The sequence below is a fragment of the Evansella cellulosilytica DSM 2522 genome, from assembly GCF_000177235.2.
Taxonomy (GTDB): Bacteria; Bacillota; Bacilli; order Bacillales; family Salisediminibacteriaceae; genus Evansella; species Evansella cellulosilytica.
Genome location: NC_014829.1, coordinates 1,800,871 through 1,827,024, shown reverse-complemented (window position 1 = coordinate 1,827,024; position 26,154 = coordinate 1,800,871). Strand labels below are relative to the sequence as shown.

Genomic DNA, 26,154 nt, shown 5'->3' with positions numbered 1-26,154 from the left:
ATATAAGGGGAGAAAATTAAATGGGCACAAATAAAGAGAAACCATTAATAAAAAGCTTAAACAACCCTGCATACTATAATAATCGTGAGTTGAGTTGGCTCGCGTTCAATAAGCGCGTTTTACAAGAAGCAATCGACATACGAAATCCATTGTTAGAAAGATTAAAATTTATTTCTATATTTTCCACGAATTTAGATGAATTCTTTATGGTAAGAGTGGGAGGATTAAAGGATCAGGAGAAGGCAGGGTTCAACGAAAAAGATAACAAATCTGCCTTAACACCAAAACAGCAACTACAGGAGATCAGCAAACTCTCGCATCATTTAACACAATTACAAGATGAACTATTCACAGAATCTATAAAAACACATTTAAAGGAAGAAGGTATAGAATTATTAAAAATCAATGAACTGTCACATGATCACTATGACTTTGTGAAGGAACACTTCTCAACCTTTATTTTACCAATATTAACACCAATGGCTATTGACGCCTATCGTCCTTTTCCTATGCTATTAAATAAAAGTTTAAATTTAGCTGTCGCTTTAACAAGTGAAGATACATTGACTAATACGAAGCTAGCAATTGTACAAGTTCCTGCTGTATTAAATAGACTGATCTCTTTACCTTCCATTCACCCGAAGGATAATTGTTATATTTTGCTCGAAGATGTCATTAGTCATTTTATATACCAATTATTTGATGGACATAAAGTGTCATCCGTATCTCCCTTTAGAATCACACGTAATGCTGATTTAACAATCCACGAAGAAGATGCACGTGATTTACTAAAAGTAATAGAAAAGGAATTAAAAAAACGTAAATGGGGAGCGGCTGTACGTTTAGAAATGCAAAAAGGAAAAATGGCTCCACATGTATTATCTTTCTTAATGAACGTTTTAGAGCTGAATGAAGGAGATATATATGAATCAAATGGCCCTATTGATTATTCCTTTTTGTCACAATTTTATAGTATGTTATCAGAGAAACGTGAAGATCTCATTCACGAGACGGTAATTCCACAACCCCCTCTTGATTTAATGGGTGAAACTAATTTATTTGAAGCCATTTCAAAAAAAGATATTTTTTTGCATCATCCTTACGAATCATTTCAACCTATCGTAGATCTATTAACACAGGCAGCTATTGATCCAAATGTACTAGCTATTAAGCAAACACTTTATCGTGTAAGTGGAGATTCACCTATTATACAAGCATTGGCAAGTGCAGCCGAACGAGGTAAACAAGTAACCGTCCTTGTTGAATTGAAAGCTCGTTTTGATGAAGAAAACAATATTCAATGGGCAAAAAAGTTGGAGAAAGCTGGCGTGCATGTTATTTACGGAATATCAGGGTTAAAAACACATAGTAAAATCACATTAATTGTGCGGAAAAATGGTGAGAAGATTCAACGTTTTGTTCATTTAGGTACTGGAAATTACAACGATATTACTGCAAAATTTTATACAGACATGGGTTTACTCACCTCAAAAGAATCTTTTGGTATTGACGCTACAAACTTTTTTAATTATTTAAGTGGTTTTTCTAATAAACCGATTTGGCACGAAATTTCCACAGCCCCAACAGATATGAGAAAGCATTTTTTGCAACTCATTGATGAAGAAATAAAACATGCCAAGAAATATAGTAATGGGAAAATCATTGCAAAAATGAATTCATTATCTGATAAAACGATTATCTCTAAGCTATATGAAGCAAGCTGTGCTGGAGTAAAGATTGAACTTATTATTAGAGGTATATGTTGTTTAAAGCCAGGAATTAAGGGAGTAAGTGAAAATATAACTGTACAAAGCATTGTTGACCGCTTCTTAGAGCATAGTCGCATCTTTTACTTCTATGGTAACGGAAAAGAAAATATATATTTATCGTCGGCTGATTGGATGACAAGAAATATGGAAAAAAGGATTGAAATATTATTTCCTATTCATAATCAAACGATAAAAGCAAGGGTGATAAATATATTAAGCATCATGCTAAAGGATAATGTCAAATCTAGAATTCAAACATCTAGTGGTGAATATGTATATAAAGATGTGCTACCCAATGAAAAAACGATACAAAGTCAGCAATTTTTTTATTATAGTGCCAAAAAAAGATGACATAGGTTTAGCACGAATTCGACTGCCTAGTTTTATACTTATCTTTTAAGAAAAGACTAATACCTCGCCCTCACAAGCTAGGTATTAGTCTTTTATTTGAAATAATCAGTTGTCTATGCAGGTTTACGAAACATTCTAGGAATGATGCCCTGCTTTGGTGAAAAGAAAAATGCCAATAAAAATAAAACAGAAGCTACTAAAACGATAGATGCACCAGATGAAACATCATATATTACTGAGAAAAACAGTCCTGCGATTGCAGAGATAATGCCAATGAACGCCGCTATGATGATCATAAAAGAGAACCTTTCGGTCAGTAAATATGCGGTTGCCCCTGGTGTAATTAGCATCGCAACCACTAAAATAATACCTACAGTCTGAAGTGAAGCAACCGTTACAAGTGAAAGTAAGAGCATGAGCATATAATGAATAAATTTGACAGGTAAACCAGATGCTTTAGCCATCGTTTCATCAAAAGTACTTAATAATAATGGTCGATAAAAAAGGATTACTGTAATAATGACAAATATTCCAATCCAGCGCGTAATTGTTAAATCCATTGGAGAAACAGCTAGCACATTACCGAACAGAATATGCCACAAATCTACACTCGTTCCTTGAAGACCCGTTATCATTACTACCCCTAATGCAAACATAGCAGTAAACATGATTCCAATCGCAGAATCCTCTTTGATTCTACTATTTTGAGAAATATAACCAATTGCTAATGCTGTTAAAACACCAGTTACAATTGCACCAATAAAAAAACTTATACCAATCATATATGCAACAACAACACCTGGAAGAACTGCATGGGAAATCGCATCTCCCATAAGTGCCATTCCACGCATAATAATAAAACAACCAATTATACCGCATATAATTCCAACTAATATTGCAGCCGTTAATGCATTTTGTAAATATTGATACCGCGTTAACTGATCTATAAACATAGAGATGTTATCGATCATGGGTTGACCACCACCATCTCTTTTCCATCTTGAATGAGTGCCGCGTTGCCTTGATAAGCGCGCTTTATATTTTCAGTATTATAAACTTCGTCTACCTCACCTGCATGAATTAACTCTTGATTTAACAAAACTAGTTGATCGAAGTATTTCTCCACTTTACTCAAATCATGATGGATGACAAAAATAGTTTTCCCTTCGTTTCTAAGTCGATGCAGTATATCAACAATAATCTCTTCTGATTTTACATCGATGCCTACGAATGGTTCATCTAGGAAAAAGAATTCTGCTTGTTGTGCCAATGCTCTTGCAATAAACACCCTTTGCTGCTGACCACCAGATAATTCTCCAATTTGCCTTTTTGAAAACTCTAACATACCGACGTCGCTTAGCGCTTTTCTAGCAATTAAACGGTCTTGTTTTGAAGTGATGTGAAACCATGGAATTAATGGGAACCGCCCCATAAGTACGACGTCCTCAACTCTTACAGGAAAATCCCAATCAATTACACTCCGTTGAGGAACATAGGCTATTTTTTTCCTCATCGTTTTCACTTTCTTATTAAAGAAGGTGACTTTACCACTGCACTTTTCAAGACCAAGCATGGCTTTCATTAACGTTGATTTCCCCGCACCATTCGGTCCAATAACGCCAACTATTGTGCCTTTATTAACAGAGAAACTGACATTCTTTAATGCAAGGTTTCCATGATAATGTACAGATAGTTCACTTACATCAATTGTTTCTCCTATACCCATAAAGCGACTCCTCCTGTCTGAGTTATTTATATATATAAAATATTGTTGTATATAGAATTCAACTTACTATATGTCATATAGGCAATCTTTGTGAATAGATTCGACTTTCTTTCCTAAAAACCAAAAAGTTGCACTAAGTAAACTTTTTCTTACCATTTATTATATTCCTATTGACCTCATTTGTCAATATTTAAATCACTTTTTCTTTTAATGGAGTAACGTTCTATTAGTGGTAACCATATTCATAAATATAAATAGAAGTGTCATAAATAGAAGGAGGCATTTTATGAATCCAATTGTTCGGCAAATGGTTAATCAAAAAATTCGAAACTTAACAGTAAAAGAATTGATTAAACTCGGTAGAGAGAACAACATTTCATTAACTGTAAAACAAGCAACCGCTGTTTTAAATATTCTGCAAGATCAACCATTTGATATCGGAAATAAAAACATAGTACTGAATGTAAATAACCAACTAAAGCAGTTAGATCCAGCATTGTATAAAAAAGCTAGACAATTACTTAAACCATACGAATCATATTTAGATTATTCTCTAGACTAAGAAATTTCATCATGAACTTTCATAGCCGTTTATCATAGTCGCGTAACTTAAATCTAAGGCCACTGAAAAAGTTGCTTTATACTTTTTTTGTGGCCTCTCGATTTACCTATTGACTCTCCCTTATGCAATGTGTGGAACGACCGCATTTACTAAAAAGCCCACTATAAAGGGTTTTTATAGTGGGCTTGCGGGAGTCTAGCCAGTGCTGGGCATTTTACTATATCATGCTACACTCAGCTTATTATACTTTTTTTCATAAATTAGCTAAAAATCGTTTTTATTATATGCTCACCGATTTAAGCTTTTATGGCAAACAATTTATCTTTTAAACTTTCATCAAACACACGATTTTTAATCATTTCAATTTCTAATTTGTATGGTGCTTTCTTATCTTTTTTATCGATTCCTACATAAGGCGTTTCTAAAATTTTTGGTATTTGATGGAACACATCATGATATAAAATATTGTCTAATGCATCAAATCCTATATGTCCAAAGCCGATATTTTCGTGGCGGTCTTTCCTTGCACCTCGCTCATTCTTACTGTCGTTTACATGTAACACTTTAATTCTGTCTAGTCCTACAATGGTATCAAATTCCTTTAAAACGCCATCTAAATCATTCACGATATCATAACCTGCATCATGAACGTGGCATGTATCAAAACAAACCGATAAATGCTCGTTATGTGTAACTCCATCAATAATTTTTGCTAACTCTTCAAATGATCTACCACATTCAGACCCTTTTCCTGCCATCGTTTCTAAAGCTATTTGAACATTCTGCCCAGGAATAATAACCTCATTTAAGCCTTCAATTATTTTCTTAATTCCTTCATCTGCTCCTGCACCAACGTGCGCACCTGGGTGTAACACAATTTGAGCTGCACCAAGCGCTTCTGTTCTCTCAATTTCGCTTCTTAAGAAATTAACTCCTAGTTCAAAAGTTTCTGGTTTTTGAGTGTTGGCGATATTAATAATATAAGGTGCATGGACTACGATATTCGTTATTCCATTCTCTTGCATATGCTTAATCCCTAATTCAATATTCAAATCTTCAATTGCTTTTCGTCTCGTGTTTTGTGGAGCTCCTGTATAAATCATAAAAGTAGTTGCGCCATAGGATGTCGCCTCCTCACTTGCTGCTAGGAGCATTTTTTTCCCACTCATTGAAACGTGTGACCCTAATAACATTTATATCCTCTCCCAGTTACTCAATCTATTTTTATTTTCTTCGCTTGCTTTCGATTCGGCGTTGTCGTTTTTCTTCCTGTGCCTTTTTATACCTAGCTTTCTTCTTATAACCCGGCTTAACACTTTTTGGTTTTGCTTTCGCCTTCGTCCCTGTCTTTGGTGCCTTTTTTGTTCCTTGAGATGGAGATTCTGCCATCTGTGGTCTACTTCGTTTATCAATATCCACCCACTCACCCTTTTTTAACTCTCGATATTGAAAACGAATTCCTTGCTTCTCAAGCTTAGATATACTTTGTTGTTCGTTCCTTCCGTATATCGTTACAGCAATGCCATCCCATCCTGCACGAGCCGTTCTTCCTACACGATGGATATAATATTCCAACTCTGTAGGTATCTCAAAGTTTATAATATGACTAATTCCTTCTACATCAATTCCTCTTGCAACTAAGTCCGTTGCTACTAAAAATTGTATTTCAGCATCTTGTAGCTTTTTCATGACTTTTTTTCGTTGGCGTGGAGAAATACCTCCGTGCATGATATCTACATTTAGGCCTTGATTGAGCAGCTCTTCATACACTTCATCAGCTGTTTCCTTTTTATTTGTAAAAATAACAGCTAAATAAGGATTAAGTTTTTTAGATACATCTACAATAATCTCTTTACGATCGCGATCTCGATCAGGGATAAGCCAATGCTTTATTTTCTTCGGCGAAACATCTTTCGGCTGTACTTCAACATGCTTTGGATTTTTCATATACTTACGTAAAAAAGGCTTTAATTTCTCTGGAATGGTAGCAGAAAAAACTAACATTTGGAGGTCATCTCCCATACGACTAGCAGCACGATCAACCTCTTCTATAAACCCCATGTCAAGCATTTGATCAGCTTCATCTACGACCAGCACGTTAACTTCTCTAACATTCAAAGCCTGTTTATCAATCATATCAGCAACTCTTCCAGGAGTACCAACGATCACATGCGGCTTGTTCTTTAATTTCTCCATCATTCGTAACCGATCTGTTCCACCAACTACAAGCTGTGATTCAATTGTCTTCTCAGCATGACTCGTAAGCTTATTTAGCTCATAATACAGTTGTGAGGCTAGCTCTCTTGTTGGAGCAGTTATGACAGCCTGTGTTTCATTTTCATCTTCATTAATTTGATCTAAAATTGGTAATAGAAACGCATATGTTTTACCAGTTCCTGTTTGGGATTGTCCAATGACATCACTCCCATTCTTAATAGCCGGTATTAAGCGTTCCTGTATTTCTGTAGGTAATGAAATATTTTGAGCTATTAAGCCCTCTATTAAAAAAGGTTTCAGTTCAAAACGTTCAAAATTATGATTCATCTTTATCATTCCTTCTCCTTCGTGGTCTTTCCACCCGTTAACTTGTCCATTTTAGCATGAAATTACTTAGATTTACCACTTTCTTATATAATCTTATTCGTAACTTTCTCATATTAGGTTCTAGCCTATACATTATTGTTTCCAATGCATATACCTAACATGAGAAGAATTATGTATCCAGGAGAGGATGTTCGGTATGTTTGGACCACGCCCTTTTCCTCCAGGCCCCCAACGAAGCGGTGGTCTTTTTGCGAGAAATTCTTTATCTCAACCAATGCAGCAGTCTACAAATGTTCCTTTTCAACAGTCTCCATCTCGCGCAGGAGGTAGCCTCCTTTCACGGTTATTTGGCGGGCGTTCACAATCTAATGCCGCTAATACAGCACCATTAGGTAACGCTTCTAACCTCGGTACTGCAGGCTCGGCAATTTCGCAAGCAGCTAGCTCTACGAATTCAGCTACTTCTGCAGCTAATGTAGCTGCTGGTGCTGCTGCAGGCGCTACTGGAGGCGGACTCGCTAGTATTTTAGGCTTTATAGAAAATACGCAAAAGGCAATTGAAGTTGCACAACAATTCGGGCCTATGATTCAACAATATGGTCCTTTAGTAAAACAGTTACCAGAAATTCTAGCCGTCTTACAGAACGATGATTCCGAGAAAGAGGAAAGTGAAAAGGATAACAAAGACGCAGATGGAAACTCAGACTTGAATTCTGAAGCCACCATTGAGGAAGAGGATGAAGAAGATGAAGAAGAACACAAAGCAGTTGATGTTGATGAGAGCGTAGAGAGTGAACTAGAAAATAATGAAGATAGAAATGATGACGTAGAATCGACTGAAAATAATATTCATAGTAGTAAAAAAAAGAAAAAGGAACAAAATAACATAAAAACAAAGAAAAAAAAGCAAAAAGAAAAGGAAAAAATCTATAAATCTGAAAAAGCGAAACAGAAACGTTCAAGAAATAGCAAAACTAAAAGGAACAAACAATTACAATCTGGCAAAACTCCTTGTCCAAAAATATATGTTTAGCTTCCAGTCATTACTACGTATGACTGGCTTTTCTTTTCATTTTCTTGTTGACTAATCTTTAATTCCATAGTAAAATTTTAAATTTAATTCCATTTATGTTACAATGTATTTAACATTGTATTGGAGGAATGCCCATGTTTAACGTCGGTGATCATGTTGTTTATCCATACCACGGAGCTGGTACAATTAAAGATATTGAAGAAAAAGATATTTTAGGTGAAAAGCTTAATTACTATGTCGTATTTTTCCCTCTCAATCACGTTACTTTAATGTTACCCGAAAATCGAATAAAGAGCTCAGGTTTAAGAAAGATCATTCAACCAAAACAAATTGAAGAAGTAGTAACTGCAATGCAGCCTACTGAATATGCCTCCAAAAAAGAAGCTGCAAGACCATATTCGAAGGAAAATGAAACATTACTTAAATCTGGTTCAATTATAGATGCAGCGATGGTCATTGCAAATTTAACGTCCAAAGAAGGTGAGCGCACGAACGGTTTACATATGGAAGACCGTAAAAACTTAGATCGTGCGAAGCAATTTATAGTTAGTGAATTAATGCTTGTAAAAAATATATCCGAAGAGGAAGCATATCAATTTATAAACGAAAATTCAAAGGGAGCTTAAATCCCTATTATTTTCAAATTTGAAATTAGAGGGCACTGAAAAAGATCAAACTTTACTTTTTCAGTGCCCTCCACTTGTTCCCTTTTCGTCTCCATTTAAACTTCGCCGCATGTCCACTAAATAACCAACAGCGAAACTATTTTCTTTATGTTTCCTTTATCTAGCTCTTCAATTCAGTGTTCCCTTATTAAATCATATGAATTTCTTTGGCAAAATAATAGTATAGCCTTTATAATGGAAAGAGTAATTCTACATTAGGATTGAATTAAACAACATAAAGGAGGAATCATGATGAAAGTCATCAAAATTTCTCCGCGTGGCTATTGCTACGGTGTCGTTGATGCCATGGTTTTAGCTAGACAAGCGGCTGAAAATTTAGATTTACCTAGACCAATCTATATTTTAGGTATGATTGTTCATAATAAACACGTAACAGACGCCTTTACGGAAGAAGGAATTGTTACTTTAGACGGACCTAACCGCCTAGAAATTTTAAAGAAAGTTGATAAAGGTTCTGTCATTTTTACAGCTCACGGTGTATCTCCAGAAGTAAGGGAATTAGCTAAGAAAAAAGGGTTAACGACTGTCGACGCTACGTGCCCAGACGTTACAAAGACGCATGATTTGATAAAAGAAAAGCAGGTAGAAAACTACGAAGTAATTTATATTGGCAAAAAGGGTCATCCCGAGCCCGAAGGTGCAGTAGGGGTAGCCCCAGATATCGTACACCTTGTAGAAACAAAGGAAGACGTTGACCATCTAGATATAAAATCTAATAAAATCTTAATAACAAACCAAACTACAATGAGTCAATGGGATGTTTCTCACATTATTAACCATGCTTTAACTAAATATCCTCACGCAGAAGTTCATAATGAAATTTGCTTAGCTACACAGGTTCGACAAGAAGCAGTAGCCGAGCAAGCGAAAGAGGCTGATTTACTATTAGTTGTTGGTGACCCTAAAAGTAATAACTCCAACAGACTTGCACAAGTGTCAAAAGAGATCGCAGGAACACCAGCGTATCGAATAGCTAATATAAATGAATTAAACCTTGAATGGTTAAAAGGAATTAATACAGTTGCAGTAACTTCAGGGGCTAGTACACCCACCCCTATTACGAAGGAGTTAATTCGCTTTTTAGAGCAATTTGATGAAGATGATCCTCATACTTGGGATACTACAAGTACAGTTAAACTAACTAAAATACTACCTAAAGTAAAAAAGAAAGCTTCGCTTTAATAAAAATAACAAAGAAGCTTCTAATCATTTTCAAAAAAATGGAGACTCATAAGGTTGATTTTTACCTGTTGAGTCTCTCTTTTGACTTATGACTTATGATTTTACGATAAGCATGAACGGTCTTAGCAATAACATAAGCTCAAAATCCTACTGGATAGTTAAAAGCAAGCGACTTCTACATAAATTGAAAAGGATCTGTGTTAATACTTGAGGTAATTACCTTCGTATCATAACCCTTTTCATTTAAATATAAGCCTATTTTATCCTGTACTGCCTGCTTCATTATCTTCTCCACATTATGGCCGGGATCAACAATACATAAACCTTCCATCATTGCATCATGAGCTACATGGTAATATAAATCCCCCGTAACATACACGTCCGCACCTTTAAAAATTGCCGAAGAGATATATTTATTACCGTCTCCACCTAAAACTGCAACCTTGCGTATCTTTCTAGAAATATCCCCTACAACACGTACCCCTGATACGTCAAAAGCAGATTTCACATGTTCAGCGAAGCTTTGCAAATCCATTTCTTCAGCAAGCTCCCCTATTCTACCTAGTCCTAACGGAGTGCCTTCTACATCTAGATCATAAATATCGTAGGCAGGCTCTTCATACGGATGAGCTGTGATCATTGAACGCAACACTTTCTTTTCGATTGATGCAGGAAAAACAGTCTCTATTTTCACTTCCGAAACGTACTCCATTTTGCCTTGGTCACCTATATAAGGATTCGCTCCCTCTCCTGGCTTAAAGGTACCTGTACCATTCGAGTTAAAAGTACAATGACTATAATTACCGATATATCCAGCACCAGCATTTCCTAAAGCTTCTCGCACTTTCACCGCTTGCTCATCAGGAACAAATACGACCAGCTTCTTCAACTCATCTTCGGATGTCTTAACGAGCACTTCTGTATTTGTTAAGCGTAGTGCATCTGCCATTAGATCATTTACACCACCAGGGGCTACATCCAAGTTCGTATGTGCCGCATAAACGGCAATGTTATGCTTTATAAGCTTCTCGATCGTTCTCCCATATGCATTATCCGTACGTAGTGCTTTAATTGGCCTAAAGATAATAGGGTGATGTGCAATGATTAAGTCGACCCCTTCCTCAATCGCTTCATCGACTACCGATTCTAGTACATCGAGGGCTACCATAATTTTTTTTATTGGCTTACTCAAAGTACCTATTTGTAAACCAACTTTATCACCTTCGACAGCCAATGACTTTGGAGAATATGATTCAAAATATTGAATAATAGTTTGCCCATTCGCCAGTTTCATTGTAAAACCTCCCTTAACCAATTCATTTTTAAGCCAACACTTTTCTTTTTCTCTAACAATGCCTTTGAAGTAGAATGAGATTCATTTATTTGAGACGCTATTTTTTCTAATTGCTCATATTCCTTTTTCCACTTTTGTATAAATGGTGTACTGTTCTCCTTTAAGAGATATGGTCCAAGCCACAATTCCTTTTCAATTTCATCACTATAAGGCGTTTTTGCATCCCCCTTTTCAGCAACTAATATTTCATAAATATGACCATCTTCTTCTATAATTGTCTCGCTCAGTAAACACCAGCCTTCTATCAAAAACCATTTCCTAATAGCGTCTGCAGCTATATTGGGCTGTAATATTAACCTATTTACATGTTGTAGCATATGTTTACCGTTCTCTAATATTTGGGAGATTAAAGGCCCACCCATTCCAGCAATGGTAACTGTATCGACATCAACCTCATCCTTTAATACGTCTAAACCATCACCAAGCTTCACTTTTATCTCGTTTTCTAAGTGACATCTCTCTACTTGCGCTTTTGCTGATAAAAGAGGTCCTTTATTCACCTCACCAGCAACAGCCTTAATAGCAATGTTATTCTGAAGTAGAAAGATTGGTAAATAAGCGTGGTCTGAACCTATATCTGCAACTACTGATCCTTTTTTAACATAAGAAGCTACTATTTCAAGTCTTTTCGATAATTTATTTTCGTTCATTTCATTCACCTTTTTATTAAATATCTATTTTTAATGGCTATGTCAATCTTTTTTGATGATTTCGCTTCAAATGCTCTTATACCGCAGGCGTCTCGCACCTTTCGTCAAAATCAACACTAGTCTTTAACAGAATCTTTTTATTAAGCATCAATTTATGTAGCAAACGAAGAATGTCCCACTAACAATGGCTAGGGCACGTGACACGCCGGTCATAAGATGACACATTGCTTAAAGGGTGACTCGTAGGCCAAAATAACCTTCGAGTCACCCTCTTTACCGTCGTTACTATTCTGAAAATGATAAGATATATTGTGCTACCGCTTCTGCCTCTTCTCCTAATTGAGGGAATGCAGGCATCGCTCCAGGTCCTTCATGAATAATAGCAACTATTTCTTCCTCAGACTTTACTCCTTCAAGTCCATTAATAGCAGGGTTTGAACCAACACCAGCCAAATCTCCACCATGACAGTTGATACAATTTTGCTCGTATACGTATTCTCCTAATTCAATCGGATCATCAAATTGTGGTGTTTCTTCCCCACCATTATCTTCTCCTGCCATGTCTCGACTTTGATCTAATCCGATAAAAGACAAGACAACGATTAAAGCAATCCCCAAAATAGCTGTTACTGCAAAAGGATAAAGGGGTTTCCCTTTCATGTTATGTACCTCCTTTAAAAAATAAGAAATAATCCCCAAAAGCTTGCCAAAGCTAAGCTATAGTATATTGTACTTTATATTTTATCAATAAGAAAGTAAAAAAGCTAACTTCCTCTATCCATCTCCCCTAAGGTGATGACATAGATTCGGAACGAATAAAATCCGTTAGCTGTTTAAGGTTGCTAGTAATGATAGCATCAATATTATGACGCTGACACTTTAAAGCGTCTCTCAAACGTTTAACATTATAAGCACGCACCGGTAGCCCATTAAGTGTCCACCTTTGATAATAATATGATGATTGGAATGTGTGACGAATATGAATAGCGTCAGCATTAACTTTCTTAGCATATTTAACAGCCTTAATCACTGGTAACTTTGTTAATAATGCTGTTCTTATTGCTGGATTTATTTGCTTTATCACATTTAAATAAGGATGAAAAAAAGTACTAATGACAACTGACTCATTCATGTTATATTCATCTATTATTTGCAAACATGCATGTAAGTAGCGATTCGTTTTTCTTTTCTGACGTTTTAACTCGATATGCAACGTTAGTTCTTTATCTTTTGCCCAATGGACAACTTCCTCTAAAGACGGTATTCTCTCACCTCTGAATCGAGAGTGAAACCAACTCCCTGCGTCGTATTTTTTTAATTCGTCAAAAGTATAAGATGACACAGAACCTGTTCCGTTTGTAGTTCGATCAATTTTATCATCGTGAATGACGACAGGTATTTCGTCTTTTGTAAGTTGTAAATCAAATTCAATACCATCAATCGGGTACATAGCGGCTGAATGGAATGAAATCATTGTATTTTCAGGATAGTATTGTTTATTCCCACGATGAGCAATAATCTTCATAGGTAAGACTCCTCTTCGCTTTCCACTATCATTCACAGTAGAAATTTTTTTACATAAACTGAAAAATAAAAAACAATACAATACCGACGCCACCGGCAATACATAAATATTGTAGTTTAAATCGATATCCTATATATACCCATGTTAGACACAATATAAAAATAAAAACACCTAAATACAGATGGTTATTATCAAAATACAATGAGTGCATATGTAATACAGTGATAAACGACATAAACGCAGTCACCATTACATAAATATGTGCAAGTAGTAGATCTCTTTTCAAAAGTTTATAGCATACAAAGAATAATGTTCCTGTTATGCCTACCATAATAAGAATTTGCATTGAGGGGGAAAACTGAGTAAAATAAATGACAACAAATGATAGCGCTATCAACAATAAAGCTAATAGTATCATTAACATAGCTTTAAAATATTGAATCATTTGATTTGCGTCATGTTTTTCGATTTCTTCACCTTCTGAATATAAACGCAGCAAAAAATTGCAATATATTTCAGGAAGTAAGTTGTTTTCTTTCCAATAGTAAATTTCTTTAATAATTATTTTTTTCTTGCTATCCATATACGGCTCTCTCTTTATGTATTTTTGAAAAAATAAGGAGCCTGACAACAGCTAGCATTGCCAGGCCTATTATTTTAATTATTCTAAGAAATCCTTTAGACGTTTACTACGGCTAGGGTGTCTTAACTTACGTAATGCTTTCGCTTCAATTTGACGAATTCTTTCTCTTGTTACACCGAAAACTTTACCTACTTCTTCTAGTGTACGAGTACGTCCATCGTCTAAACCGAAACGGAGACGCAAAACATTTTCTTCACGATCAGTAAGAGTGTCAAGAACATCTTCAAGCTGTTCTTTTAATAACTCGTAAGCAGCAGCATCCGACGGCGCTAGCGCTTCCTGATCTTCAATAAAATCACCTAAATGTGAATCGTCTTCTTCACCAATTGGTGTTTCAAGTGAGACTGGTTCCTGTGCAATTTTCAAAATCTCTCTCACTTTATCTGGTGTTAAATCCATTTCTTTAGACACTTCTTCTGGGGAAGGCTCGCGACCTAAATCTTGAAGAAGTTGTCTTTGAACACGAATTAATTTATTTATCGTCTCTACCATATGAACAGGGATTCTAATTGTTCTCGCTTGGTCTGCGATTGCACGTGTAATTGCTTGACGAATCCACCATGTCGCATAAGTACTGAATTTGTAACCTTTATTATAATCAAATTTCTCAACTGCTTTTATAAGTCCCATATTTCCTTCTTGAATGAGATCTAAAAATAACATTCCTCGGCCGACATATCTTTTAGCGATACTGACAACAAGTCGGAGGTTTGCCTCTGCTAAACGGCGCTTTGCTTCTTCATCACCATCTTCAATTTTCTTTGCTAAATCTATTTCTTCAGAGGCCGATAAAAGTGGTACACGTCCAATTTCCTTTAAATACATACGGACAGGATCATTAATCTTAATTCCTGGTGGTACACTTAAATCGTTTAAATCAATTTCCTCTTCTTCTTTTTCAACTTGCTGAAGACTAGGCACACCTTCTGTTTCATTTAGTATTTCAACACCTTGTTCACCTAGAAATTCAAAGAATTCATCCATTTGATCTGAGTCTTGATCGAATACTGCGAGGCGCTCTGTAATTTCTGCGTATGTTAATACACCCCTCTTTTTACCTGCCTCTAGTAATTGCTCTTTAACTTGATCGATGGTTAAATCCCCTTCCGCCATCGGGCGTAGTGGTTTGTCTGCCATACGATCCCTCCTTCCTCTAATTCAAGACAACTTCCGCATCGTCCTATTTATCCGTTTTTTATGTCTTGCTCTATCTTAATAATTTCCATCGCAATTTTTGCTGCTTCTACATATTCTTCTGCTTCTTCAAGCTTTTTCCTTTCAACTTTTAATTTTTCTACTTCTAATCTTTTCGGATAATTTTTGATTTGTTTAATATAATCGGCCAATTCTTGCTCAGACATTTCTTCCGTAATCGTCATCATTGCAAGCTCAGACGTTATTCTTTTTAATTTATCATCTTCTAAGTATTCTATGAAGGAAGATGGATTTGGCTCGAACCCATCAGCATAATAGCTAAAAAGGTGAGCTGCAATTGCTTGATACTCATCTATATTAAATGCCCCGCCAACCTTTCTTTGTACTTGATTGGCGACACTGTTGTTTTTTAACATATGTGCAATTAATATTCTTTCTGCGTTTTCATAAGCGAGTAAAAGCCTTTTTTGTTGCTTTGAAAAATTTGAATGAACAACTTTTCGTTCTTCATTTTTACCTTTACTTTGCTTATAAACTTGAATTTGTTGTTGCTTTAATGCTTCAAGTGAAAGAGAAAATTCCTCAGACAACCTTCTTAAATAATGATCTCTTTCCACAGCATGAGAGAGCTTTGACACTTCCTCAATCATTTGATGAATATAGGTCATTCTTTCCCCATCATCTTTCAAATTTTTACCACGACGATAATATTGAAATTTAAAACCCATTAATGTTAAGCTTTGACCAATGACATCTTTATTAAAACGATCAACACCCATTTTTTGTATATAATCATCAGGGTCCATTCCATCGGGAAGTATGGCCACCCTCACTTGTAAACCTGCCTCTGATAATATTGCTGCATTCTTCATTGTTGCATTTTGTCCAGCATTATCAGAGTCATAGCAAAGGATAACGTGGTCTGTTAATCTTCTTAGCATTTTTGCTTGCGTCGTTGATAAAGCTGTCCCTAGTGAAGCGACACCATTATCCACGCCAGCTTTCCAAGCAGAAATGACATCAACATATCCTTCAAATAAGATAGCTTCATTTTTCTTCCTAATCGAAGGTCGAGCTTTATGAAAATAATACAAAGTCTCACTTTTATTAAATATGGAAGACTCGGGGCTATTTAAATACTTCGGATTTCCTTCAGAAAGAATCCTTCCTCCAAAAGCTATCATATCTCCTTTGTTATTCCATATTGGGAATATAATACGATCGCGAAATCTGTCATATGGTTTTTGATCAAATTCTCTGACAGATAGTATCCCACATTTGACCATTTCATCCATCGGAAACTTCCTTTTCTCGAGGAAGCTTGCTAAGAAATCCCAAGAATTCGGAGCATAACCTATTTGAAATGTATCAATAACTTCCTTAGTAAAACCTCTATTTCTAAGATAGTCTCTAGCTTCTTTTCCTTCATCCGTTGAAGTTAGTACGTGATGAAACAGTTTGGCAGATAAAGCATGCGCATTATGCCAAATTTTTGTTATACTATCTTCTTTGCTTGTAGCTTCATCAGTTACATGTTCCAACTCTGGTATTGCCATATTCATACGGTCCGCTATTTTTTTTACTGATTCTAAAAACGGCAGCCCTTCCGTTTCCATAATAAAAGAAAATACATTTCCACCAGCGCCACAGCCAAAACAATGATATAACTGTTTATCAGGTGATACAGAGAACGATGGGGTCTTCTCTCCATGAAATGGACAGAGTCCAATAAAATTTTTACCTTGTTTTTTCAATTGAACATATTCACTAATGATATCTACAATGTCGATGGACTTTCTAATCTCTTCAATTATGTCTTCAGATACACGAAGACTCAATGTCATTCACCAACCTTCTTTCAAATAAGAAAAGTAAAAGGTATGTATTTCTTAGTTGAAAATTGTTATACACCTTTCCTATTTCCTATTTTTATTAAAAAGGTGATGGCGTATATAATTTCGCCCTCTCCGTCAAAATTCCTGCTAAAATGACAAGATTTTTTGTAATTGTTCTTTAAAATAGCATTTATCTTGTTCTAATAGCTTTTTTGGCCCTTTAGTTTTTTCACCAGAACGACGCCTTTTAGCTGATTGATACCTAAAGTCCATTAAGTATTCTATCTCTCGATTTGTAATTAACTTCCCTCTAGAGGTTAAGACAAGAACCCCCTTTGCTAATAATAAACTAGTTAATCCGAGGTCATCTGTGATTGCAATATCACCCTTCATTACACTGTTTGCTATTTTTAAATCAGCTGCTTCCCTATCTTGATCAACATAAATACACTCAACAAAATAAGGGAAACTTTTGTTTGTTGCATGTGCATAGGAAGAAATGAATATAACAGATAGTTCATTTTTATGTGCTATAGAGAGGATTTCTTCCAAAACAGGACAAGCATCACCATCGACAAATATTTTAACATTTTTATTTTGCATATGTCTGTATTCTACATCCTTTACAAGAATCCTTCTTTCTGCCTATACATTTCCCATTTACTATCTTTACCAAAAAAACGAGAAAAAGTCTTGACATTTACAATTTATTTGTTCTTTTATTGTTTATGCCCATTTTTACAAAAAAATAATATGAATTCACAATATTTCATTATAAACTACCTTTGATTTTTATGCTAGGAATTTATTTTTTTCATCATACTTGTTCTCTTTTTGTCTATCCTTTGAAAATATATGCTCATAAATGTAACAAAGGACAATTTTTTTTATAATTAATAAAATAGAGTAGGCGCATGAAATTATTCATGCGCCTCTCACAGATCCGTACGTGCGGGTCATCGCATACGGCTCCTCCATGATTATCCCCGTTGGGGATGATGATCATTGTAAAGTTTTACAAGTGAGACAAGACCGATTTCTACGAACCATTCTTTAGGTAAAGCAGTATGTACTGGGGTAGACAAAGAGCTTCTCCATCTATTCATACGCAATCTAGGGAGATCTCCTTTCCATTTTCTTTTCCTCAGTTCCCTGTGCAATTTCCTAATATTTCTCCAACTTCTTAATTGAACTGATCTTAATCTTCTACGTATCCATCCATCAAATATAGTGAATATAGTCTTCCCATAAAAGTGACCAAAGTAGTTACCCCAACCTCTTAGGTATGGATTAAGTTTTTCTTTAATCAATGTCTCGATGTTTACGGTTTGGTTTCGCCTAGTGATCTCCTTAACCTTTTCTTTAAATTTCTTTAAAGCTTTAGGAGATGCAGAAACATAATAACCACCCTTGAATTCGTGACCCAAAAATAGAAATGGTTCTTCTAGGTTATTAACAACCTTAGTCTTTTCAGGGTGAACCGTTAAACCTAGTTCCTCGTTTAAGAAGCGAGTTACTGATTTAAGGACTCTTTCAGCCCCTTTTTGTGATTTACAACATATAACAAAGTCATCAGCGTACCTTGTGATTCGATGCCCCCGTTTTGTCATCAGTTCATCGAGTGGGTGTAAATAGATATTTGCAAGTAATGGACTAATAACCCCACCTTGAGGTGTTCCTTTTTCAGTAAGGTGGAAGCTTCCTCCATCCATAACCCCTGCTTGTAAAAAACTCTGAATCAACCGAATAACACTACCGTCTACTACTTCTTCCCTTACAGCTTGAATGAGTTTATCCTGTGGGATTGTATCAAAGTAGGCTTTTAGATCAGCGTCAATTACGTACACATACCCATCCATTAAATCCTTTCGGATTTTCTCTAATGCCATATGTGCACTTTTATTCGGTCTGAATCCGAAACTACAATCCAAAAATTTGTCTTCGAAAATTGGCTCTATAATGCGACGTACAGCCGCTTGAACAACACGGTCTCTCACAGTAGGAATTCCTAAAGGTCTTTTCGTCCCATCCGTTTTTGGAATAAATACACGCTTCACGGGTCTCGGTCTATAGGCCTTTTCTTTTAATTCACGTTGAAGAACTTGTACATTGTCCTCCACCCCGTGTTCAAAAGTACGGATAGAAACTCCATCTACTCCTGCAGACCCTCGATTTCGTTTTACCTCTTTGAATGCTTCCTCCATGTTGGACATAGCCCATACCTTATCCATTAAGCTATACCATTTTCTCTTTTGTGTAGACTTTACTCCATCACGAAAACTCTTCTGATTTAATCTCTCGCTCATGTTCGTATCCTTCCCTTGGCTCTCTCGGATGACTAGCACACGGCATTTTCCGAGTTTTACCTAAAGTACTCCGTCCCAAACGGTCTACTTACTATTCGACCCCAGTTCTTAGGCTCCACCTCACTGGCTTCTGCTTGGCACATGACGGCTTTCTAAATTGAATTGCTTTTCTTCCATGGACAGACGGGCTTCGCATCAAGTCCCTTCCTTTTGGGTAAGGGCTCGCCTTAGCAACGCCATGCTAAGTCACTCGCCATTACGACTTTTCCGACGAGCTTATTCACTAATATCCCCTGCTCTGACTTCTCACCACCCATAATCCCAACTCGCCCCTCACGGACTTGTTTGAGAGTTACCACTGCATAGCGGAGATGATGAGATCTCCTTGGGTCACGTCATCAAACTTTCCCTCGAACCCAGTCCTCATAACTTACAGAACCCTCTTGTGGCACTGGACTTCCCCATCTTTCGCAAGGTTATCCGATTCTGTCAGCCAACATGGTGGTTAGTCGTCTGTTCCGAGATTCGCCTTCAGGTCCTCCACACATTTCCTCGCGGACATGCACTACCTGTCAGCTATACACTTCCGCCACTTCGGCGTGTTAGGGACTTCCACCCATTAGTTCGATGCGCTGCCAAGCGCACAAAAAACGAAGTGAGGTATTTCTCACTCCGTTTCGCATTATTGATTTTTTTGTATCATGTGATAAATCATGTTTGCAGTTTCTTCCACTGCTTTGTTCGAAACATCAATGACTTTACAGCCAATTCTGTTCATTACTTCATTTGAGTATACTAATTCTTCTTGAATTCTATTCACATTAGCATAATTGGCTTGCTCTTTTAATCCTAACGCCTTAAGACGTTCTGTTCGGATACTGTTTAGTTTTTCTGGACTAATGGTTAAACCTATTACCTTTTTACTTGGGATATTAAATAATTCATCTGGCGGCTTTACTTCTGGAACTAAAGGTATATTTGCCACTTTTAATCGTTTATGTGCCAAGTATTGCGAAAGAGGCGTTTTTGAAGTTCTTGACACGCCAACTAATACTACATCAGCTCTTAGAACTCCTCTAGGATCTCGTCCATCATCATATTTAACCGCAAATTCTATTGCTTCTACTTTCCGAAAATAATCTTCATCCAACGTATGCATTAAGCCCGGTTCATTCCTAGGCACACTATCGAACCTCGTTTGAAGGAGATTAACCATCGGGCTCAATATGTCATACGATGAGATTTGCGCTTTTTTTATTTTTTCTTCTAAGTACTCCCTTATTTCTGGGACTACTAGTGTATATGCTATAATCCCCTTATTTTCTTTTGCTTGTACAATAACATCATCAATTGTACCTCTATCCTCTACATAAGGAATACGACGTATATCAATAGCAGATGAACCATTAAACTGACTAGCAGCAGCTTTAACAACGAGTTCAGCCGTTTCTCCAACCGAATCTGATAGAACATACACTATCATCTGTTTTTTCATAAAACTGTCTCCTTCGTAAGGTCTATATTTATTCTTCGGAATGAAAGACGATAGATTGAAATTCTGCAAATTGTGTAATAAGCTTGGCCGCTTCATTCATTTGGTTTAATCTATTTGTTTTTAAAGCTGTGTCATCGGTCATTACCATTACGTGATCAAAATAATCATGAATGTATGGCTCTAATTGCTTTAGCTCATCGAAAGCAGCTTCAACATTTCCCGATTTAAGTAAATCATTCATTTGTTTGCTCACAGCAGCATTCATTTTGAATAAGTCTTTCTCAGCTTTTTCTGTAAATAAGGAGTCATTCACGTCCATATGCTGATTATCTTTTGCTTTTTTAGCAATGTTCGTCACTCTGCTAAACGCTTCTACTAGTTTCTTAAAAGAAGTTTCATTAATTTTACTTTGTAAGACATTAGCTTTATCGACTAGCGTTGTAATCTCACCAATATCTGTGTTCATAACTGCATCAACAATATCATACCTTATACCCTTGTCTTGAAGAATATTTTTAACACGAAGTTTGATAAACTCGACTAACTCTTCTAAGACAGTCTCTTTATCACGCTTAAGTAGTCCGTGCTTTTCTGCTAATTGGAGTGCTTCTTTAAAAACATCTAATACATTTATTTTCCATTTATTAGCTAAAAATATTTGAATGACACCAGCAGTTTGCCTTCTAAGTCCATGAGGATCTTGTGACCCTGTTGGTATGAGACCAATCGAAAAACTAGTTACGATTGTATCCACTTTGTCGGCAACACTAACGAGTGCTCCCACAGACGTCTTCGGTAACTGGTCGCCAGCTTGTTTCGGTAAGTAATGCTCATATATTCCTTGAGCTACTTTTTCATCTTCTCCTGATTTTCGTGCATATTCTTCTCCCATACGCCCTTCTAATTCTGGGAATTCGCCTACCATATGTGTCACTAAATCAGCTTTACTGAGTTGTGCAACTCTTAACACTGTTTTTAGTTCTTCTTCATTTAAACCGTTCCATTCCGCGAAAGTAGTAGCTAACCCTTGAATACGGCGAACTTTGTCCCCGATTGATCCTAACTCTTCATGATAAACGATCGATTCTAGTCGTTCTAAATTTGCATCCAAAGGCTGCTTTAAATCCTCTTCATAGAAAAACTCAGCATCTGCAAGTCTTGCTCTTAATACCTTTTCATTTCCTTTTTGGACATTTTCCAGGTGACGGTGATCACCATTACGAACAGTGATGAAATGAGGCAATAAATTCCCATTACTGTCTTTCACAGGAAAGTAACGTTGATGCTCACGCATAGAAGTGATTAACACATCACTTGGCACCATGAGAAATCTTTCATCAAAATTCCCAATTAAAGATGTCGGGTATTCTACAAGATTATTAATTTCCTCAAGAAGGTCTTCATCCACTGGTATGACATAGCCTTCTTGTTCTCCAATATATTTTACTTGTGAGCGAATCGCTTCTTTTCTTTGCTCAGGATCTGCGATTACATATTGACTTAATAGCAGATTTTCATATTCATTTGCTTCACTAAGTGTTATTTCTTCCCCTAAAAAACGATGACCATATGTTACATTACTCGATGGAACATGAGCAATTTCAAATGGAATTACTTCACTTCCGTATAGAGCTACAAGCCATTTGATTGGCCTTACATATCGAAATTGAAGTGAACCCCAGCGCATATTTTTTGGGAACTGTAAGCTAATAGCTACTTCTTTTAAGTCTTGCAATAGCTCATTAGTCGCAGTTCCTTTCATAAATTTGTTTACAAAGACATATTCTTCGCCTTTAATTTCTTTAAAAAATAAATCACTAACTGATACGCCTTGTCCTCTGGCAAAACCTTCAGCTGCTTTCGTCCAGTTTCCATCAGCATCTTGTGCGATCTTTTTAGATGGCCCCTTTGCTTCTTCTTCAATATCGGCTTGTCTATCATCAAGGCCATTTATCTTAATTGCTAACCTACGTGGTGTAGAATAACGTTGAACCGCTTCATAATTTAGTCGGTTATCTAACAACCACTTTTCAACCTTTTCTGCTAATTGATTCATTGCCGTAGTCACAAACCGCGCTGGCATTTCTTCTAATCCAATCTCAAATAAAAAAGTTTGTTTACTCATTGACATCATCACCTTCCTTTTTTAGCATTGGAAAGCCTAATTTCTCTCTTGCATCATAGTATTGCTTAGCGCACTTTCTCGCTAAGTTTCGTATTCTACCAATATACCCTGTTCTCTCTGTAACAGAAATTGCTCCTTGGGCATCTAAAAGGTTAAACACATGAGAACATTTCAGAACATAATCATAGGCAGGTAAAACTAAATGATCCTCTAATGTTCTTATAGCTTCGCTTTCATATGTTGAAAATAAGGAGAATAACATATTACTGTCTGCAGTCTCAAAGGCGTACTTTGATTGCTCATACTCATTTTGTAAAAAAACGTCTCCATAAGTAAAACCATTTACCCACTCTAAATCAAATACATTTTCTTTCTCTTGAATATATGAGGCTAACCTTTCAATTCCATATGTGATTTCAACTGATACAGGTTTAGACTCTAAACCGCCCACTTGCTGGAAATACGTAAACTGCGTGATCTCCATCCCATCTAGCCATACTTCCCATCCAAGCCCTGCTGCCGCTAAAGCAGGGTGCTCCCAATTATCCTCAACAAAGCGAATGTCATGTTCTAGTGGGTCAATCCCTAGTTCCCTTAAACTATTTAAATAAAGCTCTTGTATATTATCAGGTGATGGTTTCATAATGACTTGAAACTGATGGTGTTGATATAACCTATTAGGATTTTCCCCATACCTCCCATCTGCTGGTCGACGTGACGGTTCAACATAGGCTACATTCCAAGGTTCAGGTCCAATACTTCGTAAAAAAGTCATTGGGTTCATAGTCCCTGCTCCTTTTTCTACATCATACGCTTGTAAAATTAAGCAATCCTGCTCTGCCCAAAACTTTTGCAGTGTCAAGATCATTTCTTGTACATTCATCTTTTTACCCTCCAATGTTTGTGTTTGTTATACAAAAAACAAAAAAACTCTCATCTCTATGTCATTTTGAGACATAGGGACGAGAGTTACCCGCGGTTCCACCCTATTTGCTTTATTCAATCCATCATAAATAAAGCCACTTTCTAACACTTGTGCTCCAGAACGCCTTCCTTACTATCCGTATCCCTAGCTTCCACTATCCTAGGTTCGCTGCAATTATTTTTATACAGAGGGAGTAAGTACTCCTTTCTTTCAAAACACAAATATGTAATTAATCAAATCTTACTTAAAAAAATTTACTATGTCAACTTAATTAGGGTACAAGCGATCTACTTGGTCTAGAAAACGTTTTGACTTCAAATGAATACCGACAAACTCATCATAATAATAGGACAATATTTCCTTTAACTGTTTTTTTGTTTCCTGCTTCACATTGACTTTGCCTAGACGCTGAATATCTAACTGTTGAAATAGTCTTAATAGTTTAATAACAGCTATATTTACTTTAATATGGTTTGGATCCTCATATTGACAACGTCCACATAAAAGACCAGCTTGTTTCATTGAAAAAACATAGAATTCAGATTCACTTCCACAGCTCGTGCATTGTGTTAACACAGGGGTTACACCAGCAACATGCAGCATTTTTGTTTCAAAAATTCTAGTAAGAATTTCCGGGTCTAATCCTTCATTTAAAAATTGAAATGTTTGATAAAGTAGCTCAAATAGAAAAGGATTTCGCTCACGATCTTCAGTAAGTCTATCGATTAACTCGACGATATACGCTCCGTGAGCCGTTAACTTTAAATCACTTCTTACATCACGAAAAGAATCAATCACATCTGATTGACTTAATGTTCCTATACCAGTGGAGCTTTGGTAAATAAAAATACCGTATACAAATATTTGGGCACTTGAGGCAAAGCGGCTTTTGGGCCGTTTTGCACCTCGTGCCATTAATGCGATTTTTCCATTTTCTCTAGTAAATATCGTTACAATCTTATTTGTTTCACCATAATCGTTCGTTCGAATAACTAACCCTTCAACTTTTTGAAGCACTTATATCACCACCAAATTTGGCGGGATTAGAGGTCTAATGGGTTGGAGGATTTACTTCTTCTGACACTAACTCCTCATTGCTTTCATCCAAATTAAAGCTATCTCGTTCAAATTCCTTATACAATAAGTATGAATCGATATTGCCTGACATGGAGAAGACCTTCCAAGTTAAGTCCATCATGAGTAAACTCCACCTTTCAAAAAGAACTATTTGCCTCCATATAATTAGCATGACCTCTTAAGCCCATTTTCATGTTAAGGAAATATTGACAATTGCCTTCCAATCCCTATTTACCGCTATCATAGACCTTTTTCTACAAAAAAACAATGGGAATTTTGTAGAATCAGCATAAAATGTGCAAAAGTCTAAATTAATACTCATCCTCTCTATAGCCGTATTCTTTCAAATATTTCGGCTTGTTTCTCCAATCCTTTTCTATCCGCACCCATAGCTCTAAAAACACTTTAGAACCTAATAATTTTTGAATATCTTCCCGAGCCTTTTGGCCGATTTCCTTCAGCAATTTCCCTTGTTTACCAATAACAATTCCCTTTTGGGAGCTTCTTTCTACTACAATTACAGCACCTACATACACTGTTTCATTTTCTCGACGCTTTATTTGTTCTATTTCAACGGCAATGGAATGTGGTACTTCCTCGTGAGTTAAATGCAACACCTTTTCTCGAATCATTTCAGCCATTAAAAACCGCTCTGGATGATCAGTCACTATGTCTTCAGAATAATATTGTGGTCCTTCATCTAAATACTTAAACACTTGATCTAGCAATGTTTCAACATTATTTCCGTACAGTGCTGATATCGGAATCACTTCGGTAAATTCGAATCTTTTACGATAATCATCGATAAGGAGAAAAAGCTCGTCAGGATGCACTTCATCAATTTTATTTACTATAAGAAAAATGGGAGTAGTTACATGCTTTAGCTTTTCCATAATAAACTCATCGCCTTTACCGCGCCCCTCTTTTGCGTCCACTAAAAAAAGAATCGCATCAACTTCTTTTAAAGTTGTTTGAGCGATTTTCATCATGAAGTCACCAAGTCTATGCTTTGGTTTATGAATGCCAGGGGTATCGATAAAGATTACTTGTCCTCTATCTTCTGTATATACTCCTTGAATTCTATTTCGAGTTGTTTGTGCCTTATCGCTCATGATCGCTATTTTTTGACCTAATACTTCGTTTAATAATGTTGATTTACCTACGTTTGGTCTACCAATTAATGCAACAAAACCTGATTTTTTTTGCATATT

24 protein-coding genes are annotated in these 26,154 nt (G+C 36.3%); 5 read left to right on the top strand and 19 right to left on the bottom strand.

Annotation, left to right across the window (positions count from 1 at the left end; translation table 11 throughout):
• The first annotated feature begins 20 nt into the window (after nucleotides 1-20).
• Complete coding sequence (locus BCELL_RS08210) at nucleotides 21-2,120, top strand: RNA degradosome polyphosphate kinase (RefSeq protein ID WP_013488230.1); 2,100 nt, start codon at nucleotides 21-23, stop codon at nucleotides 2,118-2,120.
• 113 nt (nucleotides 2,121-2,233) lie between these two features.
• On the opposite strand, the gene BCELL_RS08205 is transcribed toward BCELL_RS08210, so the two are convergent.
• Together BCELL_RS08205 and BCELL_RS08200 are read right to left on the bottom strand one after the other, a co-directional pair.
• On the bottom strand, nucleotides 2,234-3,091 hold the full coding sequence (locus BCELL_RS08205) for a metal ABC transporter permease (RefSeq protein ID WP_013488229.1): 858 nt from the start codon (nucleotides 3,089-3,091) through the stop codon (nucleotides 2,234-2,236).
• Complete coding sequence (locus BCELL_RS08200) at nucleotides 3,088-3,846, bottom strand: metal ABC transporter ATP-binding protein (RefSeq protein ID WP_013488228.1); 759 nt, start codon at nucleotides 3,844-3,846, stop codon at nucleotides 3,088-3,090. The genes BCELL_RS08205 and BCELL_RS08200 overlap by 4 nt, the downstream gene beginning before the upstream one ends.
• A 286-nt stretch (nucleotides 3,847-4,132) precedes the next feature.
• Between BCELL_RS08200 and BCELL_RS08195 the strand changes: the two genes are divergently transcribed.
• Entirely contained in the window at nucleotides 4,133-4,408 is a 276-nt protein-coding gene (locus BCELL_RS08195) for a DUF2624 family protein (RefSeq protein WP_013488227.1), read from the top strand.
• A 296-nt stretch (nucleotides 4,409-4,704) separates the two neighbouring features.
• On the opposite strand, the gene BCELL_RS08190 is transcribed toward BCELL_RS08195, so the two are convergent.
• On the bottom strand, nucleotides 4,705-5,601 hold the full coding sequence (locus tag BCELL_RS08190) for a deoxyribonuclease IV (protein WP_013488226.1): 897 nt from the start codon (nucleotides 5,599-5,601) through the stop codon (nucleotides 4,705-4,707).
• A 31-nt stretch (nucleotides 5,602-5,632) separates the two neighbouring features.
• A complete protein-coding gene (locus BCELL_RS08185; protein ID WP_013488225.1) occupies nucleotides 5,633-6,961 on the bottom strand; it encodes a DEAD/DEAH box helicase in 1,329 nt (442 codons plus the stop codon).
• A gap of 187 nt (nucleotides 6,962-7,148) precedes the next feature.
• On the opposite strand from BCELL_RS08185, the gene vrrA reads away from it, so the two are divergent.
• The 3 genes from vrrA to BCELL_RS08170 all read left to right on the top strand — a co-directional run bounded on the left by vrrA (nucleotide 7,149) and on the right by BCELL_RS08170 (nucleotide 9,853).
• Nucleotides 7,149-7,985 carry a VrrA/YqfQ family protein gene (gene vrrA, locus BCELL_RS21570; protein WP_013488224.1) on the top strand — a complete coding sequence of 279 codons (837 nt, stop codon included), beginning with the start codon at nucleotides 7,149-7,151 and terminating at the stop codon, nucleotides 7,983-7,985.
• Nucleotides 7,986-8,119: 134 nt separating this feature from the next.
• Nucleotides 8,120-8,611 (top strand): CarD family transcriptional regulator, encoded by a 492-nt coding sequence (locus tag BCELL_RS08175; protein ID WP_013488223.1) that lies wholly within the window; start codon nucleotides 8,120-8,122, stop codon nucleotides 8,609-8,611.
• A gap of 291 nt (nucleotides 8,612-8,902) precedes the next feature.
• Complete coding sequence (locus BCELL_RS08170) at nucleotides 8,903-9,853, top strand: 4-hydroxy-3-methylbut-2-enyl diphosphate reductase (RefSeq protein WP_013488222.1); 951 nt, start codon at nucleotides 8,903-8,905, stop codon at nucleotides 9,851-9,853.
• 175 nt (nucleotides 9,854-10,028) lie between these two features.
• Here the strand turns inward: BCELL_RS08170 and BCELL_RS08165 are convergent, their stop codons facing one another.
• The 15 genes from BCELL_RS08165 to era all read right to left on the bottom strand — a co-directional run bounded on the left by BCELL_RS08165 (nucleotide 10,029) and on the right by era (nucleotide 26,151).
• Nucleotides 10,029-11,147, bottom strand: coding sequence for a Nif3-like dinuclear metal center hexameric protein (locus BCELL_RS08165; RefSeq protein ID WP_013488221.1), 1,119 nt, complete (start codon nucleotides 11,145-11,147; stop codon nucleotides 10,029-10,031).
• The gene (locus BCELL_RS08160; protein ID WP_013488220.1) at nucleotides 11,144-11,857 is read right to left on the bottom strand and encodes a tRNA (adenine(22)-N(1))-methyltransferase; all 714 of its coding nucleotides are present in this window, start codon (nucleotides 11,855-11,857) and stop codon (nucleotides 11,144-11,146) included. The genes BCELL_RS08165 and BCELL_RS08160 overlap by 4 nt, the downstream gene beginning before the upstream one ends.
• A gap of 285 nt (nucleotides 11,858-12,142) precedes the next feature.
• On the bottom strand, nucleotides 12,143-12,517 hold the full coding sequence (gene cccA / locus BCELL_RS08155; RefSeq protein ID WP_013488219.1) for a cytochrome c550: 375 nt from the start codon (nucleotides 12,515-12,517) through the stop codon (nucleotides 12,143-12,145).
• 127 nt (nucleotides 12,518-12,644) lie between these two features.
• Nucleotides 12,645-13,382 (bottom strand): glycerophosphodiester phosphodiesterase family protein, encoded by a 738-nt coding sequence (locus BCELL_RS08150; RefSeq protein ID WP_013488218.1) that lies wholly within the window; start codon nucleotides 13,380-13,382, stop codon nucleotides 12,645-12,647.
• Between the two features lie 49 nt (nucleotides 13,383-13,431).
• Nucleotides 13,432-13,965 (bottom strand): hypothetical protein, encoded by a 534-nt coding sequence (locus tag BCELL_RS08145; RefSeq protein WP_013488217.1) that lies wholly within the window; start codon nucleotides 13,963-13,965, stop codon nucleotides 13,432-13,434.
• 78 nt (nucleotides 13,966-14,043) lie between these two features.
• A complete protein-coding gene (gene rpoD / locus BCELL_RS08140; RefSeq protein ID WP_013488216.1) occupies nucleotides 14,044-15,162 on the bottom strand; it encodes an RNA polymerase sigma factor RpoD in 1,119 nt (372 codons plus the stop codon).
• Between the two features lie 47 nt (nucleotides 15,163-15,209).
• Nucleotides 15,210-17,024 carry a DNA primase gene (dnaG, locus tag BCELL_RS08135; RefSeq protein ID WP_013488215.1) on the bottom strand — a complete coding sequence of 605 codons (1,815 nt, stop codon included), beginning with the start codon at nucleotides 17,022-17,024 and terminating at the stop codon, nucleotides 15,210-15,212.
• Nucleotides 17,025-17,162: 138 nt separating this feature from the next.
• Nucleotides 17,163-17,618 (bottom strand): YaiI/YqxD family protein, encoded by a 456-nt coding sequence (locus BCELL_RS08130; RefSeq protein ID WP_013488214.1) that lies wholly within the window; start codon nucleotides 17,616-17,618, stop codon nucleotides 17,163-17,165.
• 377 nt (nucleotides 17,619-17,995) lie between these two features.
• The gene (gene ltrA / locus BCELL_RS08125; RefSeq protein ID WP_013488213.1) at nucleotides 17,996-19,321 is read right to left on the bottom strand and encodes a group II intron reverse transcriptase/maturase; all 1,326 of its coding nucleotides are present in this window, start codon (nucleotides 19,319-19,321) and stop codon (nucleotides 17,996-17,998) included.
• A gap of 682 nt (nucleotides 19,322-20,003) precedes the next feature.
• Complete coding sequence (locus tag BCELL_RS08120) at nucleotides 20,004-20,816, bottom strand: pyruvate, water dikinase regulatory protein (protein ID WP_013488212.1); 813 nt, start codon at nucleotides 20,814-20,816, stop codon at nucleotides 20,004-20,006.
• Nucleotides 20,817-20,844: 28 nt separating this feature from the next.
• The gene (glyS, locus tag BCELL_RS08115) at nucleotides 20,845-22,941 is read right to left on the bottom strand and encodes a glycine--tRNA ligase subunit beta (protein ID WP_041808176.1); all 2,097 of its coding nucleotides are present in this window, start codon (nucleotides 22,939-22,941) and stop codon (nucleotides 20,845-20,847) included.
• A complete protein-coding gene (gene glyQ / locus BCELL_RS08110; RefSeq protein WP_013488210.1) occupies nucleotides 22,934-23,824 on the bottom strand; it encodes a glycine--tRNA ligase subunit alpha in 891 nt (296 codons plus the stop codon). Before glyQ ends, glyS begins: the two co-directional genes overlap by 8 nt.
• Nucleotides 23,825-24,133: 309 nt before the next feature.
• On the bottom strand, nucleotides 24,134-24,883 hold the full coding sequence (gene recO, locus BCELL_RS08105; protein ID WP_013488209.1) for a DNA repair protein RecO: 750 nt from the start codon (nucleotides 24,881-24,883) through the stop codon (nucleotides 24,134-24,136).
• Between the two features lie 34 nt (nucleotides 24,884-24,917).
• Complete coding sequence (locus BCELL_RS22075; RefSeq protein WP_013488208.1) at nucleotides 24,918-25,064, bottom strand: YqzL family protein; 147 nt, start codon at nucleotides 25,062-25,064, stop codon at nucleotides 24,918-24,920.
• Nucleotides 25,065-25,254: 190 nt separating this feature from the next.
• Nucleotides 25,255-26,151 (bottom strand): GTPase Era, encoded by an 897-nt coding sequence (era, locus tag BCELL_RS08100; protein ID WP_013488207.1) that lies wholly within the window; start codon nucleotides 26,149-26,151, stop codon nucleotides 25,255-25,257.
• Nucleotides 26,152-26,154 lie beyond the last annotated feature (3 nt).